Annotated in this window: 14 protein-coding genes and 1 tRNA gene; 12 read left to right on the top strand and 3 right to left on the bottom strand. The window is 49.3% G+C overall.

The window, feature by feature from the left end; translation table 11 throughout:
* Window positions 1–38: 38 nt before the first annotated feature.
* The 8 genes from PsB1_RS00955 to tgt all read left to right on the top strand — a co-directional run bounded on the left by PsB1_RS00955 (window position 39) and on the right by tgt (window position 12,248).
* Entirely contained in the window at window positions 39–1,496 is a 1,458-nt protein-coding gene (locus tag PsB1_RS00955) for an efflux RND transporter periplasmic adaptor subunit (RefSeq protein ID WP_284358501.1), read from the top strand.
* Window positions 1,496–4,630 carry an efflux RND transporter permease subunit gene (locus tag PsB1_RS00950; RefSeq protein ID WP_284358500.1) on the top strand — a complete coding sequence of 1,045 codons (3,135 nt, stop codon included), beginning with the start codon at window positions 1,496–1,498 and terminating at the stop codon, window positions 4,628–4,630. The genes PsB1_RS00955 and PsB1_RS00950 overlap by 1 nt, the downstream gene beginning before the upstream one ends.
* A gap of 409 nt (window positions 4,631–5,039) precedes the next feature.
* A complete protein-coding gene (gyrA, locus tag PsB1_RS00945; protein ID WP_420887850.1) occupies window positions 5,040–7,802 on the top strand; it encodes a DNA gyrase subunit A in 2,763 nt (920 codons plus the stop codon).
* A 58-nt stretch (window positions 7,803–7,860) separates the two neighbouring features.
* On the top strand, window positions 7,861–8,346 hold the full coding sequence (gene coaD / locus PsB1_RS00940) for a pantetheine-phosphate adenylyltransferase (RefSeq protein ID WP_284358499.1): 486 nt from the start codon (window positions 7,861–7,863) through the stop codon (window positions 8,344–8,346).
* Window positions 8,343–9,464 carry a peptidylprolyl isomerase gene (locus tag PsB1_RS00935; protein ID WP_284358498.1) on the top strand — a complete coding sequence of 374 codons (1,122 nt, stop codon included), beginning with the start codon at window positions 8,343–8,345 and terminating at the stop codon, window positions 9,462–9,464. The genes coaD and PsB1_RS00935 overlap by 4 nt, the downstream gene beginning before the upstream one ends.
* Before the next feature lie 83 nt (window positions 9,465–9,547).
* Complete coding sequence (locus PsB1_RS00930; protein WP_284358497.1) at window positions 9,548–10,015, top strand: peptidylprolyl isomerase; 468 nt, start codon at window positions 9,548–9,550, stop codon at window positions 10,013–10,015.
* 50 nt (window positions 10,016–10,065) lie between these two features.
* Window positions 10,066–11,130: a tRNA preQ1(34) S-adenosylmethionine ribosyltransferase-isomerase QueA gene (gene queA / locus PsB1_RS00925; protein WP_284358496.1), complete on the top strand. Its 1,065-nt coding sequence runs from the start codon at window positions 10,066–10,068 to the stop codon at window positions 11,128–11,130.
* A complete protein-coding gene (tgt, locus tag PsB1_RS00920; protein WP_284358495.1) occupies window positions 11,127–12,248 on the top strand; it encodes a tRNA guanosine(34) transglycosylase Tgt in 1,122 nt (373 codons plus the stop codon). Before queA ends, tgt begins: the two co-directional genes overlap by 4 nt.
* Here tgt and PsB1_RS00915 read toward each other — a convergent pair.
* Complete coding sequence (locus PsB1_RS00915) at window positions 12,245–12,844, bottom strand: hypothetical protein (RefSeq protein WP_284358494.1); 600 nt, start codon at window positions 12,842–12,844, stop codon at window positions 12,245–12,247. The two genes, tgt and PsB1_RS00915, sit on opposite strands and share 4 nt — an antisense overlap.
* A gap of 320 nt (window positions 12,845–13,164) precedes the next feature.
* Here PsB1_RS00915 and PsB1_RS00910 point away from each other — a divergent pair.
* Together PsB1_RS00910 and PsB1_RS00905 are read left to right on the top strand one after the other, a co-directional pair.
* Window positions 13,165–13,240: transfer RNA gene (locus tag PsB1_RS00910), tRNA-Lys, on the top strand.
* A 574-nt stretch (window positions 13,241–13,814) separates the two neighbouring features.
* On the top strand, window positions 13,815–15,020 hold the full coding sequence (locus PsB1_RS00905) for an OmpA family protein (RefSeq protein ID WP_284358493.1): 1,206 nt from the start codon (window positions 13,815–13,817) through the stop codon (window positions 15,018–15,020).
* Between the two features lie 74 nt (window positions 15,021–15,094).
* Here PsB1_RS00905 and phhA read toward each other — a convergent pair whose 3' ends face one another.
* Both phhA and hspQ read right to left on the bottom strand, forming a co-directional pair.
* Window positions 15,095–15,961 (bottom strand): phenylalanine 4-monooxygenase, encoded by an 867-nt coding sequence (gene phhA, locus PsB1_RS00900; RefSeq protein ID WP_284358492.1) that lies wholly within the window; start codon window positions 15,959–15,961, stop codon window positions 15,095–15,097.
* Window positions 15,962–16,007: 46 nt separating this feature from the next.
* Window positions 16,008–16,340 carry a heat shock protein HspQ gene (gene hspQ / locus PsB1_RS00895; RefSeq protein ID WP_284358491.1) on the bottom strand — a complete coding sequence of 111 codons (333 nt, stop codon included), beginning with the start codon at window positions 16,338–16,340 and terminating at the stop codon, window positions 16,008–16,010.
* A 154-nt stretch (window positions 16,341–16,494) separates the two neighbouring features.
* On the opposite strand from hspQ, the gene PsB1_RS00890 reads away from it, so the two are divergent.
* Both PsB1_RS00890 and PsB1_RS00885 read left to right on the top strand, forming a co-directional pair.
* Window positions 16,495–17,568, top strand: a complete 1,074-nt coding sequence (locus PsB1_RS00890; RefSeq protein WP_284358490.1) for a Ppx/GppA phosphatase family protein — start codon at window positions 16,495–16,497, stop codon at window positions 17,566–17,568.
* A gap of 13 nt (window positions 17,569–17,581) precedes the next feature.
* Window positions 17,582–18,340: an RlmE family RNA methyltransferase gene (locus tag PsB1_RS00885; protein ID WP_284358489.1), complete on the top strand. Its 759-nt coding sequence runs from the start codon at window positions 17,582–17,584 to the stop codon at window positions 18,338–18,340.
* Window positions 18,341–18,385: the final 45 nt, after the last annotated feature.

Below are 18,385 nucleotides of genomic sequence, written 5' to 3'. Positions count from 1 at the left end.
CAAAAGGAAAAGACTGACAAATCAAGCCTAAGCGGGCTATGGTACTGGCAACGCAAATTGTGTTCTTGACGAAAGCCATTTTGGGGGTGAATTTTTTGTCTGTGTTTTTAAAGCGACATTTCTTTTTAGCTACGGCAGGGTTTATATTTGCTGCAATGTTTGGCTTAGTCCTCATCAAGGAAATCACCCATTTTTTTCAATCAAATCAATCAACAGTATCTTTTGCAGCTACGGGGCCTGGTCAAGGTAGTGGTGCAAAATCGAGTGGTCGCCCTGCCAATGTTGTGGTGAGCAAAGCAGATCTTCGGATTTTTTCCGATCGTGTTTACATTCCTGGTACCGCGCTTGCGAACGAATCCATTACCGTCACTTCAAAGGTTCAAGATGTGGTCGATAAGGTTTACTTTGAAAGTGGTCAATTTGTCACTAAGGGCGAAGTATTGATAAGATTGGCCCGAACAGAGCAGTCCGCAGACCTTGGGGGTGCTCGCAATGAAGTGGCTGCTGCGTTTCAAGATGCCGATGCGGCCTACAATGAAATTAATATGTTTAGTCGTGACCTTGAAGCTGCCCGTGCTGGTATTGCTGAAGCAGAAGCGATACGCAATGAAGCACAGCTGAATTTAGATCGGGTAAGGTCTTTAGCTGAACGTGGCTTTGCTTCTAAAGCCCGGCTTGATTCCGCCCAAACCCAGCTGCAAGCCGCCCAATCGCAGCTTTGGGTAGCTAAAGAACGCGCTGAAGGTGCACTTGATCGGATAAAAACCCAAAAAAGGCGTGCAGATGCACTTTCAAAACGGGCGCAAAGTGTCTCTAACCGCTCAACATCGATGGAATCACGCCTTGAAGACCGCACCATTCGCGCCCCATTTTCAGGTCGGATCGGACTTCGCACAATTAGTCCGGGTCAATTGGCTCGCCCGGGGGAAGTCTTGGCGACCTTGGATGATATCTCTCAGATCAAAGTTGATTTTGATGTTCCAGAAACCCGATTAGGTGCCCTGCAAGTGGGCACGCAAATTGCTATACGCTCAACAGCGTTACCCAACCAACTTTATCGCGCCACTGTACGCTTTGTAGACACCCGCATTGACCCACACACTCGCACTATTCGCGCACGTGCTTATATTCCCAATCCCGAGGGCAATCTGCGCCCAGGTATGTTGATGAGTGTGGACGTGATGGCACCTGTTCGTAACCGGCCTGCAGTCCCCGAAGTAGCCCTGGTCGAAGACGGCAATGCCAGCTTTGTTTTTATCGCGGTCAGCGATGGCAAGGGCGGGCAAAAGGCCATGCGCGTGCCGGTTTCGATAGGCACCCGTCGTGACGGTTTTGCTGAAATTATCAATGGTTTAGCACCTGGTACCTTAGTTATAACCGAAGGTTTAGTTGGCTTACGTGACGGTCAGCCCATTAAACCTATGAATACAAAGCTTGGTCGCGAAAGCAATAACAAATCAAGCCAGCACGCTAATCCCCAGTCGAGAGGGGGTTAATGTTTATAGCTGACATCTCCGTTAAGCGCCCCGTTTTAGCAACAGTGGCCAGCTTGTTGCTGATGGCATTTGGCTTGATTGCTTTTAAGACGTTGCCTTTACGCGAATTACCCGCCGTAGACCCTCCGATCGTTTCAGTTACAACCCAATATCGGGGTGCTTCATCAGATATAATTGAAAGCCGAATTACGCAGATTATTGAAGACCAGTTAACCGGCATTGAAGGCTTAGCCTCAATCCAAGCCTCGAGCCGAGACGGGCGTTCCTCAATCCGAGTTGAATTCAAGCTCTCGCGGAGCTTGGATGAAGCGGCCAATGATGTGCGCGCAGCGGTCAGTCGCATTCAAAATCGGTTGCCCTCTGGCGTTGATCCGCCCCAAGTTGAAAAGTCAGACGCCGATAGTGACCCAATTATGTTTTTAAATCTGGCTTCAACGAAGCTGTCGACAGCTGATCTAACTAACTTCACAGAACAAAATCTGGTCGATCGTTTTAGTGCAATTGATGGTGTGGCTTCGGTTCGGGTGTTTGGTGGTTTGCGTCAGTCCATGCGGGTTTGGCTTGATACAGAGGCTTTGGCTGCGCGTGGTCTCACCCCTGATGACGTCGATACAGCTTTACGTAGCCAAAATGTTGAGCTGCCTGCCGGGCAAATCGAAGGGCAGGCGCGCGATTATGCGATGCGGATCGCACGTGGTTATCGTACGGCGGAGGAATTTCGCCGCATGCCATTAGGGCGCAGTGGCGATGGGCGCTTGACGCGATTGGAAGATGTAGCACGGGTTGCCATCGAGCCTGAAGAAGATCGACGTCTTTTCCGTGGCAATGGGGTCAATCAAGTCGGCATGGGGATCGTGCGTCAATCTAATGCAAATGCCTTAGATGTCGCCCGTGCTGTGCGAGCACAAAGGGATTTGATAGCCAAAACACTGCCTATGGGTACAACAATGGTAGTAGCCTTTGATTCTACTGTGTTTATTGAGCGCGCTGTTCAAGGTGTTTGGACGACTATGGCCGAAGCCATCGTGCTGGTTATTGTGGTCATTTATCTATTTTTAGGGTCGTTTCGAGCGGCCTTTTTGCCTGCAGCCACTATACCTGTTTGCTTGATTGCTACATTTGGCGTTCTGGGCATTTTTGGGTTTTCGATCAATTTGATTACGCTTTTGGCGCTCGTTTTGGCGATCGGCCTTGTGGTGGACGATGCCATTGTGGTCTTGGAAAACATCCAGCGCCGTGTGGATGCAGGAGAGCCTGCCCTCATCGCAGCACAACGCGGCACCAACCAAGTGGCATTTGCAGTTATCGCAACAACCGCAGTTCTCGTCTCGGTCTTTACACCCTTATTGTTCACGGGCGGTTTTGTCGGGCGCTTGTTTGTGGAACTGGCGGTAACCATAGCATCTGCCGTGTCGATTTCGGCTTTTGTTGCTTTGACTCTCACCCCGATGATGTGCTCATTATTGCTGCGCCCAGCCAACAAGGCTAATCCCCTAACAACATGGATTAATAGAGGTTTTGAGAAAGTTCAAGAATCTTACACGGCTTCTGTTAAGGCCAGTCTAAGGGCTCGCAGATTCGTGATGATTGTGATGGCTGTCATTTTTGGGGCGGTTTTGTTTTTTGCGACCAAATTACCAAGTGAATTGGTCCCACTGGAAGATCGGGGCAATATCACCATCAATATCAGTGCACCTGAAGGGGCGGGCTTTTCATACACTCAAACCATGATTGCAAAGGCCGAGCCTATAATGGCAGACTATGTGAGAAGAGGGGAGGCTGTGCGTACTTTATTCATAGCCCCAAGTTTTCAAGATCAGGGCACGGGCCGGATGAACCGCGCCATTGGCAGGGTTTTTCTTAGTGAGTGGGGAAAGCGGCGTGAGGGTAATGACCTGGTAGATGAATTGAACAAAAAGCTGGCTTCTATCCCTGGTGCTCAATTTCGTGTCTCAATGCAAAATGCCTTTTCCAGCGGTCGCGGTGCTGGAAATGATGGTGTCGCCATCGTACTTGGCGGCAGCAATTACAAGGATTTAGCGGCTATTGGCGAAAAAATTTTAGCAAAAGGCCGCTTTAATGAAGGATTTGCCCGCATTCGTATGAATTATGAGCCAACCTCGCCCAAAATAGAAGTATCAATCGACCGTGAGCGGGCTGCGGCCCTTGGCGTTTCTGTTCAGTCCATTGGGCGAACCCTTGAAGCTACAACGGGCCTTAGACGCGTTGGCACCTATCCGGCCAATGGTGACGAATACGATGTTATTCTTCAAGTCGATCGGCGTGAGCGTAAACAGGTAGAGGATTTGGATCGGATTTATGTGCGCTCCGATCGCACAGGGGAATTGGTGGCATTGTCCAATCTTGTTACCACTACACATCTTGGTGGAACCGATGATTTGCCCAGAGTGAATAAATTACGCGCCATAACTATTTCCGCCAATTTGAACAAGGGATATACAATTGGCCAAGCGGTGCAATGGCTGGAGGAAGCGGCTGCCGCCGAAATGAAACCTGATATGAAGATTGATTATACAGGCCAAAGCCAACAATTTAAGGAAGCAGGTTCGGCGATTGGTTTTGCATTTATTCTGGCTATTTTGATCGTTTTTTTAACCTTAGCGGCGCAATTTGAAAGTTTTGTTCACCCCTTAACGATCATGATCACGGTCCCATTGGCGATGGCCGGTGGATTGTTTGGGCTTTATGCGGCGGGATTTACGCTCAACATTTATTCTCAAATCGGGCTAATCATTCTGGTAGCCTTGGCCGCGAAGAATGGCATTTTGATGGTCGAATTTGCTAACCAATTGCGCGACGAAGGGGCAAGGGTTCAAGATGCAATCTTGGAGGCATCGGCATTGCGCTTACGGCCAATATTAATGACATCTGTGGCAACCATCGCAGGGGCCCTCCCCTTGGCCTTATCGCATGGAGCAGGCGCGGAAGCGCGGTCAAATATTGGTGTGGTGGTTGTATTTGGTGTTCTTTGTTCGACCATCCTTACTCTTTTTATTGTTCCCCCTATCTATATGACCTTAGCCAGGTTTACAGGAAGTCCGCTGGCGCGTGCCAAGGCGATTGAAGAATTTGAACGCCAAGAATTGGCAGCTCAATTAGATAAGTCGAATTGATCTTTAATGCATAAAGATTAGCAATGGCTGTACCTATCATGTAGAAGGCAATTGCCTATACACTGCCATAGATTGTCGAAAGCTAGCAGATCTGCCTTTTCACCACATAGGTTCAATAGGGGGTACAATTAGATCCTAGGGTACGATATCCGCATCGTATGTGGTTAGCCTGTTTCTCTTGGGTAAATACCAACAAAGGGGTAAATACCAACAAAGGGCAAATACCAATACAGTGGGAGGGGTACAACTATTGGCATCAACAAAGCTGGATTTTCTGCTCTAAGCTTGTACCTAGCTGCACGTGAATGCTAAGGTGCAAGGCGAAAGCCACCTACGATTCGGGGCTATTTTGACCATTTAAAAGACGGCTTGACTCTTGACCGATATATCAGACACCGAAGGCCCCGACATGGACGATCCAATGGAGCCAGCACCTACCCCAGCTGCGATCATTGACACCAAGGGCATTACGCCAATTTCAATAGAAAATGAGCTGAAGTCGTCATATCTCGACTATGCCATGAGTGTGATTGTTGCTCGCGCTTTGCCGGATGCGCGCGACGGCCTCAAGCCTGTACATAGGCGGATTCTTTATGCCATGGGTGAAGGCGGCTTCACACCCGACAAGAAGCACGTCAAATCCTCGCGGATTGTGGGTGACGTTATGGGGAAGTATCACCCTCATGGCGATAGTGCTATTTATGATGCGATGGTGCGGATGGCACAGGACTTCTCGATGAGCCTGCCGCTGATCGATGGGCAGGGTAATTTTGGTTCAGTGGATGGCGATCCCCCGGCTGCGATGCGCTATACCGAAAGCAAATTGGCCAAAATCGCCATGTCGCTTTTGGATGATATTGACGAATCGACTGTCAATTTCCAAGATAATTATGATGGTTCAGAAAGTGAACCAGTTGTTTTACCTGCTCAATATCCAAATTTATTGGTTAATGGGGCAGGCGGGATTGCCGTGGGGATGGCGACCAATATCCCACCCCATAATCTTGGCGAAATTTGTACAGCTACGTTGGCGATCCTAGATGATCCTGCGATTTCGGATCAAGATTTGCTTGACATTGTCCCTGGTCCTGATTTTCCTACTGGGGGCGAAATTGTTGGGGGCACGGGTGCCCGCAATGGCCTTTTAACCGGACGTGGTTCGGTTATCATGCGCGCTAAGACGTCTGTGGAGACGATACGAGGCGAACGCGAAGCCATCATTGTATCGGAAATCCCTTATCAGGTGAATAAATCATCGATGATTGAGCGGATCGCCGAATTGGTGCGCGAAAAGCGCGTTGAGGGCATTTCCGGCTTGCGTGATGAGAGTGATCGGCGCGGCATGCGGGTGGTCATTGAACTTAGGCGCGATTCTTCTTCTGAAGTCGTGCTTAATCAGCTTTATCGTTATTCCCAACTTCAAACATCATTTGGAGTTAATATGCTGGCTTTGGTGGGCGGTCGCCCCATCCAAATGTCTTTGCGCGGCTTGATAGAAACGTTTTTGAGCTTCCGTGAGGAAGTGATTGCACGTCGTACCCGCCACCGCCTAAATAAAGCTCGTGAACGAGGGCATGATTTGGTTGGCCTGGCTATTGCTGTGGCCAATATTGATGAAGTGGTGCGAATGATACGGGAAGCCAGCGATCCCACGGCTGCGCGCTTGGCTTTAACCAGCAGAGATTGGCCTGCTCATGACCTTTCCCCGATCATTCGATTGATTGCTGACCCACGCTCTTTATTAACTGAGGCCGGCACTATTCGCATGAGTGAGGATCAAGCGCGCGCGATCTTGGATTTGCGCTTGCAGCGCCTAACCGGGCTTGGCCGCGATGAATTGAGCAATGAAGTGCGCTCTTTAGCAGCCAAAATCGCTGATCTACTGGATATTTTGCAATCGCGTACGCGGGTGATTGAAATCATTCGCGCGGAATTGACTCATATTCGCGATACCTTCGCTGTACCACGCCGCACTACGTTTATTGAGGCTGACCTTGACCTTGATGATGAAAATTTCATCGAGCGCGAGGATATGGTGGTGACCGTTTCTCATGCTGGCTATGTCAAACGTACGCTTTTGTCCACCTATCGCACCCAGAACCGTGGTGGACGTGGACGTTCGGGCATGGATACGAAGGATGAAGATTTCGTGGTGCGCTTGTTTGTAGCCTCAACCCACGCGCCGATCTTATTCTTCTCGTCTAAGGGCATTGTCTACCGTGAAAAAGTGTGGCGGTTGCCACTTGGGGATCCGCGGACCAAGGGTCGCTCCATTGCCAATATCTTACCCATTGAAAAAGATGAAAAAATTACCTCAGTGATGCCTTTGCCCGAAGAGGAAGACAGCTGGGCAGCTTTGCAGTTGATGTTTGCAACGCGCAAAGGCACCGTGCGACGTAATTCGCTCTCTGACTTCCAACGCGTGGCGCGCGGCGGTAAAATCGCTATGAAATTTGACGATGAGGATGATCAAATCGTCGATGTTGCCATCTGCTCAGATCAAGATGACATACTGCTGACTACCCGTATGGGGCAATGTATCCGCTTTCAAACCACCGATGTACGGGTGTTTAAGGGTCGAGATTCTACCGGAGTACGCGGCATCACCTTGGGAAAGGGCGATGAAGTCATTGCCATGTCGATTTTGCGCCATGTCGATGTCACCGCCGAAGAACGCGCAACCTATCTTAAACAAAGCCGTTCTGTTCGGGGCGAGGAAGCCGAACAGACTGAAACTGAGACTAGCGATATCGTGGTAGAATCTTCTGAAGAAGCCGTGAGTGGATCCGCACAATTATCACCTGAACGCTACGCTGAGCTTTCCGCCCGTGAGCAATTTGTATTGGCGGTGGCCGAAGAAGGTCTTGGTAAACGGGCATCGTCGTTTGAGTATCGTGTTACCAATCGCGGCGGTAAAGGCATTGTCGCCCATGATCTGTCGCGCAAGGGTGGCCAATTGGTCGCGGCTTTCCCCGTTGAGGAGAGTGATGAAGTGATGATGGTAACCGATGGCGGCCAGTTGATTCGTACCCGGGTGGATCAGATCCGTCGTGCAGGGCGCTCTACACAGGGTGTGATGATCATCCGCGTGTCAGAAGGTGAGCGCGTCGTGTCTGTTGAACGTTTGGCAGATATGGGTGGTGATGAAGATGGCGTGCCAAACCAACCATGAACGCCCCATCACAGACCGCTCATCAGTGGCAGATACGCTCTGAGGCAGGGAGACTTAGATGCGCGTAGGACTTTATCCCGGGACATTTGACCCGATCACTTTGGGGCATTTGGATGTTATTGGGCGTGCGATCAAACTTTTTGACAAATTGGTGATTGGGGTTGCTATTAACCGCGATAAGGGTCCGACTTTCTCCTTAGAAGAACGCGTGGCAATGGTCTCCCAGGACACAGAGCGCTTTCAGCCACTGGGTAAAATTGAAGTCTTGCCGATGGAAGGTTTGCTCATCCATTTTGCGGAACAGGTTGGCGCGTCGTGCATTGTGCGGGGTTTGCGTGCCGTTTCTGACTTTGAATATGAATTTCAAATGGTTGGCATGAACCAAAAGCTGAACACTGTTATCGAAACCGTATTTTATATGGCCGACGTGCAGCATCAGGCTGTGGCCTCGCGACTTGTGAAGGAAATCGCACGCCTTGGCGGGGATGTTAGCCCATTTGTCAGCGCCCATGTTGTTGCTGCTTTAAGGGAGAAGTTTAAGTGAAACTGTCGCTTTATTTCGTCAGCTTACTGACTATCACACTCAACTGGATTCACCCTAGCCCAGTTTTATCGCGCACAACGGCCATCCATTGGGCGCAAATCCAAACAGATGCAGAACCACTTTCTAATCCCGATGCATCAAAATCCACTGCCAAACCGCGACAAAGCACAAGTTCAAAGCCTTTTTCCAAGCCAGCATCATCACCGGCTAAGGCTACGCCAACTGTTGCACATTGGAATATTCCCACGCCGGAAAATCCGCCTACTCACTCCAATTCTAACTCCAAACCACAACCTCCCGCTCAAGTTCTAGCTGAGGCAAATCCAGCCCAGCCCCTAGCCAAGGCAGTATTTCCTGACGAAGACTGGCGTACGCTTAACCCAGAAAATGCGTTGATTTTTGAAACGACGAAGGGTCGCATCATCGTGGAACTCGCGCCAGATATCGCTCCAGGCCATGTGGAGCGTGTGAAAAAACTAGCCCGTGAAGGCTTTTATAATGGCTTAAGTTTTCACCGTGTGATCAACGATTTTATGGCGCAAGGTGGTGATCCGAAAGGCGACGGATCGGGGGGATCGGACCAACCTGATTTGCGCGCTGAGTTCAATTTTCGTCGCGGTGCAGATAGTGGGTTTGTTAAAGCGGTGGATCGTGGTGGTGCAAGTATTGGTTGGATAAGAACTATCCCGGTTACCACGCAATCGGACATATTGATGGAGCGCACGACCGATAAAAAAGTCGCCGCTTGGGGAAATCATTGTTTAGGTGTGGCAAGTATGGCTCGGGGTAATGATGAAAACTCCGCCAATAGTCAGTTTTTTCTGATGCGGGCGGCCTATCCAACTTTGGATCGACGTTACACAATTTGGGGCCGTGCTGTTGTTGGGGTCGATGTCATCCGCGCCTTTAAGGTGGGTGAGCCTGTTATTGACCCTGATAAAATGCTAACTGTTCGGGTGCTGAGCGATCTAGAAGAAAGCGAGCGTCCCAAGGTCGTGATCCAGCGAACAGACGGGCCGTTGTTTCAAGCCAAGCTCAAAGCGACCCTAGAGCAGCGCGGTGCCGCCTTTTCAAACTGCGATATTATGCCCGAAGGGCGCATTCTTGCACGGAATTAACTCCATCACTGACATGAATGGGGGTCTTGGGCTTTGCCGCGCGTCTTTGAACGTTTAGGACCCCAGTCACAGGAGATGATCAGATGAACCAAGACCCCGAAAATACCCTTATTCTGGAACTCGATACTGGTATAGTCACCATCGATATGCGCCCAGACTTGGCTCCTGGGCATGTAGCACGTATCAAAGAATTAGCTCGGGAAGGTTTTTATGATGGCATTGTGTTCCATCGGGTAATCGACGGCTTTATGGCACAAGGTGGCTGTCCCAGTGGTCGCGGGACTGGTGGCTCCACCAAGCCGGACTTGAAGGCCGAATTCACGAGCGAACCCCATGTTGAGGGCGTATGTTCTATGGCGCGGACCAGCGCCCCAAACTCAGCCAACAGCCAGTTCTTCATCTGTCTGGACGACGCCACCTTCCTCGATCGTCAATATACAGTATGGGGTAAGGTTGCTTCTGGAATGGATGCTGTCCATGCGCTACCAAAAGGCGTACCACCAACAGAGCCTGGCAAAATCGTTTCGATGAAAGTTGCTGCAGACGTCTAAACTCTAACCCATCTTTTGACTCTGAATGCCCATGTCAGTCAGGGATAAAAATGCAGATTTCAGAGTTCGACTTTGACTTACCAGAAGCCCTGATCGCGCTGCGGCCCGCCCGCCCGCGCGATAGTGCGCGTTTGCTGGTACGCCATTCCGATCAGATGCTAGAGGACGCTAGGGTTTCTCAACTCCCGCAGTTTCTAAGAGCTGGGGACGTGTTGGTTTTTAATGACACCAAGACTATCCCGGCCGCGTTAAAGGCGGTCCGGGCGCAACGTAGTGACGTGGGCGGGCCTGTTGAGGTGCACATCAATTTGCACCAGCGCCTGAGTCCTAGCACGTGGAACGCCTTTAGTCGCCCAGCCAAGCGCTTGGCAGTAGGCGATGTTTTGACCTTTGGCTCCGATTTGACAGCGACTATGACCGCCAAAGGGCAGGGGGGCGAGATCAGTTTGGTTTTTTCCTGTGTGGGGGAGGCTCTGGATGAGGCGATTGCACAGCTTGGTGTCATGCCACTACCACCCTATATCACCCGCAAACGTCAAGTCGATGCCCACGATAAGCAAGACTATCAAACCCTTTATGCCCGGCAATCAGGATCTGTTGCCACGCCTACGGCTGGCTTACATTTCACCCCGGCTTTGTTGGCAGCACTGACCCAAGCGGGGATTGAACAACATTGGCTGACACTGCATGTGGGTGCCGGTACATTTATGCCGGTCAAAGTTGATAACATATCTCACCACGTCATGCATAGCGAAACCTATGAGGTTAGAGAACAGACTGCTGAAGCCTTAATGCGCGCCAAGGCAGAGGGGCGCCGGATCATTGCTGTAGGCACAACGAGCTTACGCACGCTTGAATCTATTACCCATGCAGATGGTGAGATTAAAGCTGGGTGTGGGGAAACTTCCATTTTTATCACACCGGGCTATCGGTTTAGGACGGTGGATGGGCTGATGACCAATTTTCATTTACCCCGCTCAACACTCTTAATGCTGGTTGGAGCTTTGATCGGTATGTCGGGCATGCGTTCTTTGTATACTCATGCCGTTGATCATGCCTATCGTTTTTATTCTTATGGTGATGCATGCTTAATGTGGAAGGCTTCAACACGATGAGTTTCGCATTTAGCTGTCATGCACACGACGGCCGTGCGCGGACTGGCGCACTCACAACCCCGCGTGGCACCATTCGCACGCCTGCTTTTATGCCGGTCGGCACTGCCGCTAGTGTTAAAGCGATGAGTGTGGAGCAGGTAAAGTCTACGGGTGCCGATATTCTACTGGGCAATACTTATCATTTGATGCTTCGTCCGGGTGGTGAGCGCTTAGCGCGACTGGGTGGGCTTCATAGCTTCATGGGGTGGGACAAACCAATTTTGACTGATTCAGGTGGGTTTCAGGTGTGGTCTTTGGCGGGCCTACGCCAGCTTAGCGAAGCAGGGGTTGAGTTTCGCAGCCATATTGATGGCTCCAAACACATGCTAACACCTGAGCGCTCGATCGAGTTGCAAGCCGATATGATCGGCTCAGACATTGTGATGCAACTCGATGAATGCATTTCCTTTGGTTCAAGCCATGAAGAAGCTCTTGTATCCTTGGAGCTTTCCGCACGTTGGGCACAGCGATCAAAAGACGCTTTCGGGGGCACCAGGGAAAAACAGGCACTGTTCGGAATTGTTCAAGGATCCATCTTTCCCGATTTGCGTGCAAGATCTGCACATGCCCTGCATTCCATTGGCTTTGAAGGCTATGCCATCGGTGGTCTAGCTGTGGGTGAGGGCCACCAGCTGATGTGTGACATTTTGGATGTGACCCTCGAACATATCGTCGAAGATAAGCCACGTTATTTGATGGGCGTTGGCAAACCCATCGACTTACTTGAAGCTGTGGCACGCGGCATTGATATGTTTGATTGCGTTCTGCCAACCCGCGCAGGGCGGCATGGCCAAGCTTGGACTTGGGATGGTCCGATCAATATCAAGAATGCAAAGTTTGCTGAAGATAATACACCTCTCGATGCCGCCAGCTCATGCCCTGCCAGCTATCAGTATTCCAAGGCCTATCTGCATCATTTATTCAAAGCCGAAGAAATATTAGGGCAAACCTTGTTATCTTGGCATAATTTGGGCTTTTACCAGGATTTGATGTCACATCTCAGAGTGGCCATAGAAAACCATCAATTCAAAGAGGTGCGGGCGTCATTGCTTGATCGTTGGGGCCTTAAGACAAATTAGCAGCCCTTAGAATGCGCAAGTCCTTTTAAATAACCACGGCGAACCATACCGCGTTGTTGGGCTTCTCTGACAAGGCGATCTGATCGTTCGGCCCCTGATATCATTCGAATAAGGCCACGACCTGGTATGAGCGATGAGCCAGCCCCACGTACCGCTTCTGTGACGCCTGATTGCACCATCGAGCCGCTTTTTTCTTGTAAAGAGCGACTATCGTTCTCTTCTGGAGGAGGAATTTCACTTTTAAGAACGTCATCCAATTGTTTAATTTCATAATTGATCCACTGACAATTATCGCCGCTAGGTGGTGCGTATGGGTTACTGATCCGCGCGAGTGCATCAGGTATTTTCTCGCGGACAACACCAAAATCTCGAAACGGTTGGATTACGGCTTGGCTTGCTGCTTCACCCAAATCATCTTGTATTGTATCTGTATCCTTGGTTGAGTTTGATTGAAGCTGTTGTTGCTTGTCTGGACCAGAGGCGCAAGCACTAAGCCCAACCAGTGCCCCCACAACAAGCGCACCTATGCACAGCTTAAGTCTCAGATTTTTCACATGAAGATTTATATGTCTCAGTTTAACCTTGTAGTTGGTCATCGCTCCACATCTCGCTATCCATTGACCACCCAATCCAGACCAATCTGCACTAAGGGAATTCGCAAGTAGGGCACTTAGGTTAAGTGCTTTCCTCGTGAGTTTACTCCTTGTGCTACAAACCATGAATGGAGCATGGCTGGGTAAGAGAATTCTAACCTACATCAATGATTTTATCCATCATTGGGTCTGAAAGAAACTGTGTTTAATCATCCGCTAAGCCTAACCAAGCTCACTTTTTGCCATTGACTGAGGACAAGTCAATGCTTATCAGCGCCCCTCACACCCGGACCGCGGAAACGCGAACCCCAATCCATTCTTGGGAGCCTGTAGCTCAGCCGGTAGAGCAACTGACTTTTAATCAGTAGGTCCCGGGTTCGAACCCCGGCGGGCTCACCATTTTCAAAATAATTACATGTAAATAAACATAAAAATGTAGGTGTGGGGCACAATGACACTGTGGGGCATTATGATACAAGGTGCAGAACACATTTCTACAGATCTTCAAAATGTGTTGTTTGCATGCATTTTTACCATATCAGATGCCCTATAACTGGCACGTTTCCTTTAGTTTTTCCCTGATAAGTGACTTGATTAAGGTTGGTGTGACCCAAAGGACCATCATGTCAGGATCCGAGCCGCCTTGTTCTGAAATGATTTCTGACTTTATATCTGGGATTATCTCTGGGATAATTTTACGATTTTCGCACTTAGATCGAGTTTAGGCCCGCGCGAGAAGAATAAATCGTTTGGGTAAACATCATGTTGGGGACTCATTTCGATCGTCGGGCTGAGCCTTTCTCATAACTGACACTTAAGGGCAACATTTTAGAAAAGATTTCATAATAGTCTCTACTTAATGCCTACAAATCGACAACGGTCTCAATCTGGTAGTTGACCTATCCAATACATCGTTTAATACGTTGCAAGAGCGTCCAGCCGGACGTTAGCGCTTATGAGGGGAATTAAACTCATGAAGAGAATTTGGCTTTGTGCTTCTGCGATGATTGCACTCGCAGCCGTACCAAGCGTCGTATCGGCGGATGGCTGGTATGGTAGTGCTGGTGTGGGCTATAATATTGAAGGTGGTGTCGATATTGATCCTCCTGCTAACCCCACCGGGGCAAATCAAGCACCCTATGTCATTGGCCAAAAAGCTAAAGGTGATGGCGGTTGGGGCGGTAATCTAGCTCTCGGCTATGCCTTTGAAAATGGTTTCCGTATTGAAACGGCTTTGGCAAATGGCAATTCTAAGTTTAGAGACACAGATAATTTCTCCACTATTGGTAACATCAATGTGTGGTCGGCCATGGTAAATGGTCTTTATGACTTTAACCGGGATGGCACAGTAAATCCATTCGTTGGTGCTGGTATCGGTATGTCTAGGGTAAAGCTGCTAGCTGGCTCTTATGACAAAGCCTTTAGTTCAAGCGGCCCCTTGACATTGAGCAGAGCTTCTAGCGTTACAATTCAAGATTCCACCACCGGCTTTAGTTGGCAATTGATCGCGGGATTGGGTTTGAAATTATCAGACCAATTAACTGCTGATATTACCTATACTTATGTAAATGTGTCGGACTTAAAGTTTGATGCATCAGGTAGAGTGCGGACTAATACTACTGGTGGCTCTGCGTTTACGCCACTGACCATTAACGCGCGTTCAAGCAGCAATGGATTGCCCGGTATCGGTGGCATTGGCTTTGGTTTACGTTATTCCTTTGCCCCACCGCCTGCTCCTCCGGCACCCCCATCCCTGCCACCACCACCACCACCTCCGCCACCACCACCTCCGCCACCACCGCCGCCACCGCCACCCCCTCCACCACAGGTGTGTGATGCCCGCTCAATGGTTGTGTACTTTGAGTTTGATAAGTCGTTCCTGACTCCAGAGGCAACGACTGTGATTGATAATTCGGTTCAAGAAATTTCGGGCCAATCTTGTAATTATCAGTCCGTATTGATCCAAGGTCATACCGACTTGGCTGGTAAGCCTGAGTACAATATTGCTTTGTCACAACGCCGTGTTGTCTCGGTTCGTGAGGCATTGGTGGCTCGCGGTATTCCTGGTGATTTGATGACAGGTGAAGCCTTTGGTGAATCCAAACCAGCTAAGCCAACCCCAGATGGTGTCAAGGAACCCTTGAACCGTCGTGCGGAAGTTACCTTCACTTTCCAGTGATTGGTTTCAATGTTTGCTCAGAAGGCTCGGCGGTGACGCCGGGCCTTTTTTGTTTGAATTCAAGATGGGTGTCGCTAAATCGTCACTGAAAATCTGTCGCGATAGTGTTGGTCGCCACGTTGCACGATAATGTCTGAAGGAAGGATCGTGTCAGGTTGTAAAGTTGTACAGGTTTGTAGAGCTTGATAAATTGGGGCAAAATCTTGCAAGGTAGCCTCAAATAACTCGTTGAAATCCTTAATTTGAAAATAAATTTCTTGAAAATCATCTATGCGATATAAGGTACGCATCACGCGCATCAGGTCAAAACCAACTCTGTGAGGTGACGAGGATTCCAAGGCAAAACAGCTTTCAGCGGGAGATGATAAAATCCCAGCCCCATAGATGCGCGGTCCACTGTCCGTGTTGATTAAACCAAATTCGACACTATACCAATAAAGTCGGGCTAAAGAATCGAGACAATTAAGGCTCAGTGCCCGCAACCCGCCTTGACCATAGGCTTGAATATAATCACCAAACACCCGATCAGTCAGCATGGGTATATGTCCAAAGACATCATGGAAAATATCGGGTGCTTCAATATAGTCAAATTCGCTTTCAGATCGAATAAAATTGCCTGCTGGAAATCTACGATTAGCTAAATGCTCAAAAAACACAGCATCTGGGATTAGGCCGGGAACAGCAACAATTGTCCAACCAAATTTAGAAGTTAGTTGGCGGTTCAAAATTGCAAAATCAGGTATTCCGTTGCCGTGTAAATCAAGGGCGTGAAGTCCCCGGAAGAAAGCGTCGCAGGCGCGCCCTTCAAGCACCTGCATTTGCCGATCATAGAGGCGCCTCCAGCGATCATGATCACTTGGGCTAAAAGACTCCCAATTCTGATCAACGGTCCAATCTGGGCGGATATTGGGGGGACGAGAAAGGACGTTGCTACTTGCCATAAAGATTTATCCTTCACACATGCAGCAATCCCATTTTGCCAAGGATTTAATTGAGGGCACTGCCCGATTTTCGGACATAGGCGGTGCCATCAAAACCCGTAAACAATTCATGGACGCTAGGATGCTCGATTGGTTCACCAGAAGTATCTCGCAATAAATTCTGTTCAGACACATAAGCGACATAATGAGATTCATCATTTTCAGCCAATAAATGATAAAAAGGCTGATCTTTTCGCGGCCGCAGGTTTTCAGGAATTGCCTGCCACCATTCTTCAGTATTAGCGAATTGGGGGTCAACATCATAGATCACACCCCGAAACGAAAAAAGTCGATGCTTTACGACTTCCCCGATGCGAAATTTAGCGGTTTGATCCAACACGACTTACCCTCCTTTCTCTGCGTTAAAACCTATGCACGATCTTGCAATGGTGCAAGGACTTAACGCTTCGCATAAGCAGAGATTGCCCTTAAGCTTTTTAATGATACGATTAAGGTGTGCGCTCAAATTTTGGGTGCGAGTTGAGGTCATGGCTATGGTCGGCACCTTGTTAGTGCCTGAAAAGGCAAATGAAGCTATTCAGTTACCTACAGGAGTTAATCCCAGACAATTGTTCAATACTCACGAGGCTTTAAGGCAAAAGGCCCGCCTCTTTGCCGCGTTGGATTTAGGTACAAATAATTGTCGCTTGATAGTTGCCCAAAGGGCTAGCAAGGGCTTTCGTGTCATTGATTCTTTTTCCCGCGTTGTTAGGCTTGGGGAAAATCTTTCGTTAACAGGACATTTATCAGAACGTGCGATGCAGCGAACGATTGCGGCTATCACCACATGTGCCAAAAAATTAGCGCGTCATCAGCCAGATCAAATCCGTTGTGTAGCAACCCAAGCTTGCCGGGCCGCAAAAAATGGTCCGAGTTTTTTGCGTGAACTAACTAGGATAACCGGTATTTCTTTTGAAATCATTGACCCTCAAGAAGAAGCTAGATTGGCTGTGCTTGGGTGTGCTGATTTATTCAATCCCGATGGGATTGGTGCTCTGGTGATTGATATAGGTGGTGGTTCTACCGAATTATCATGGGCCTTGTATCGCGGCTCAAATCAGTGGCCAAGGCTTGAAAGCTGGTATTCAGCTCCCATTGGTGTGGTTACTCTTGCCGATCAATTTCCTGAAATTGGCGAAATACAGGTTTGGTATCGCTCCATGAAACGCTGTGCTAGCGATCATATCGCACGATTTACACCACCTCCGGAACTCACATTTTTATTGGAATCGGGCAAAGCTCATATTGTTGGAACCTCTGGAGCTATCACGAGTTTAGCGGGTGTCCATTTAAACTTACCGCGTTATTCAAGGCGTTTGGTCGATGGCCTCTGGATGTGTGAGGCCGATACCCGTACAGTGATCAACCGATTGATTTCCTTAAGCAAAGCAGAGCGCGCGCTCGAACCTTGCATAGGCCCTGATCGGGCCGATCTTGTCTTGGCTGGTGCCGCTATTTTAGAGGCAGTTTTAGATCGATGGCCCAGCAGGCACTTACGTGTCGCAGACCGCGGCTTGCGCGAAGGATTGATCCTTACCATGCTCAATCCTCAGCATTGGCGGCAGTGAAAGTTATACCTCAATGCGTGATGGCAAGAACAATGGTAAATGGGCTAAAAAGGGACCCCCGTCGCCTCTGCCAGAGAGACGCCGCCGCATTGTGTTCGATATGGGCGAAACAGACGCGCGCGCAACCCCAGCCCGCGTGAAAACGGGTAAAGGGCGCTCCGCCCAATCCACAAGATGGCTGGAACGCCAATTGAATGACCCCTATGTTCATAGGGCTAAAGCAGACGGTTGGCGCGCAAGATCTGCATATAAATTATTGGAATTGAATGAGAAATTTCATTTTATTCCCCATCAAGGCCGGGTCATTGACTTAGGAGCGGCTCCCGGAGGTTGGAGCCAAGTGGTCGCGCGGCGAGGTGCTGCAGCTTTAGTGGGCATCGATTTATTGCCCATGGACCCAATCGAGGGCGCAACCCTAATCCAAGCCGATTTTCTGGCCGAAGGTATGCAAGACCATTTGCTTGACCTGCTTGGTGGGTGCCCTGACTTGGTGATCAGCGATATGGCAGCCAATACGGTGGGTCATAAGCAAACCGATCATTTACGAACGGCAGCCCTGTCTGAGGCCGCAGCGCTTTTTGCCATGCGGGTTTTAGCGCCTGGTGGGGCATTTGTAACCAAAATGTTTCAAGGTGGTACAGAAGCACATATTTTAAGCTTGCTCAAACAATCATTTAGAGAAGTACGCCACGCCAAGCCACCTTCGAGCCGAGCCGAAAGTGTGGAGCTCTTTATGGTCGCAAAGGGCTTTAAAACTCGAAACAAAGGATAGCTTGATTAATCGAGTGATAAATCATTGGACCAAAGCCAGTGTGGG

Origin of the sequence: Candidatus Phycosocius spiralis, from assembly GCF_030158815.1 — a bacterium.
GTDB lineage: Bacteria > Pseudomonadota > Alphaproteobacteria > Caulobacterales > Aquidulcibacteraceae > Aquidulcibacter > Aquidulcibacter spiralis.
Note: the sequence above shows the minus strand (reverse complement) of the source record. Positions and strands in the feature narration are given on the sequence as shown.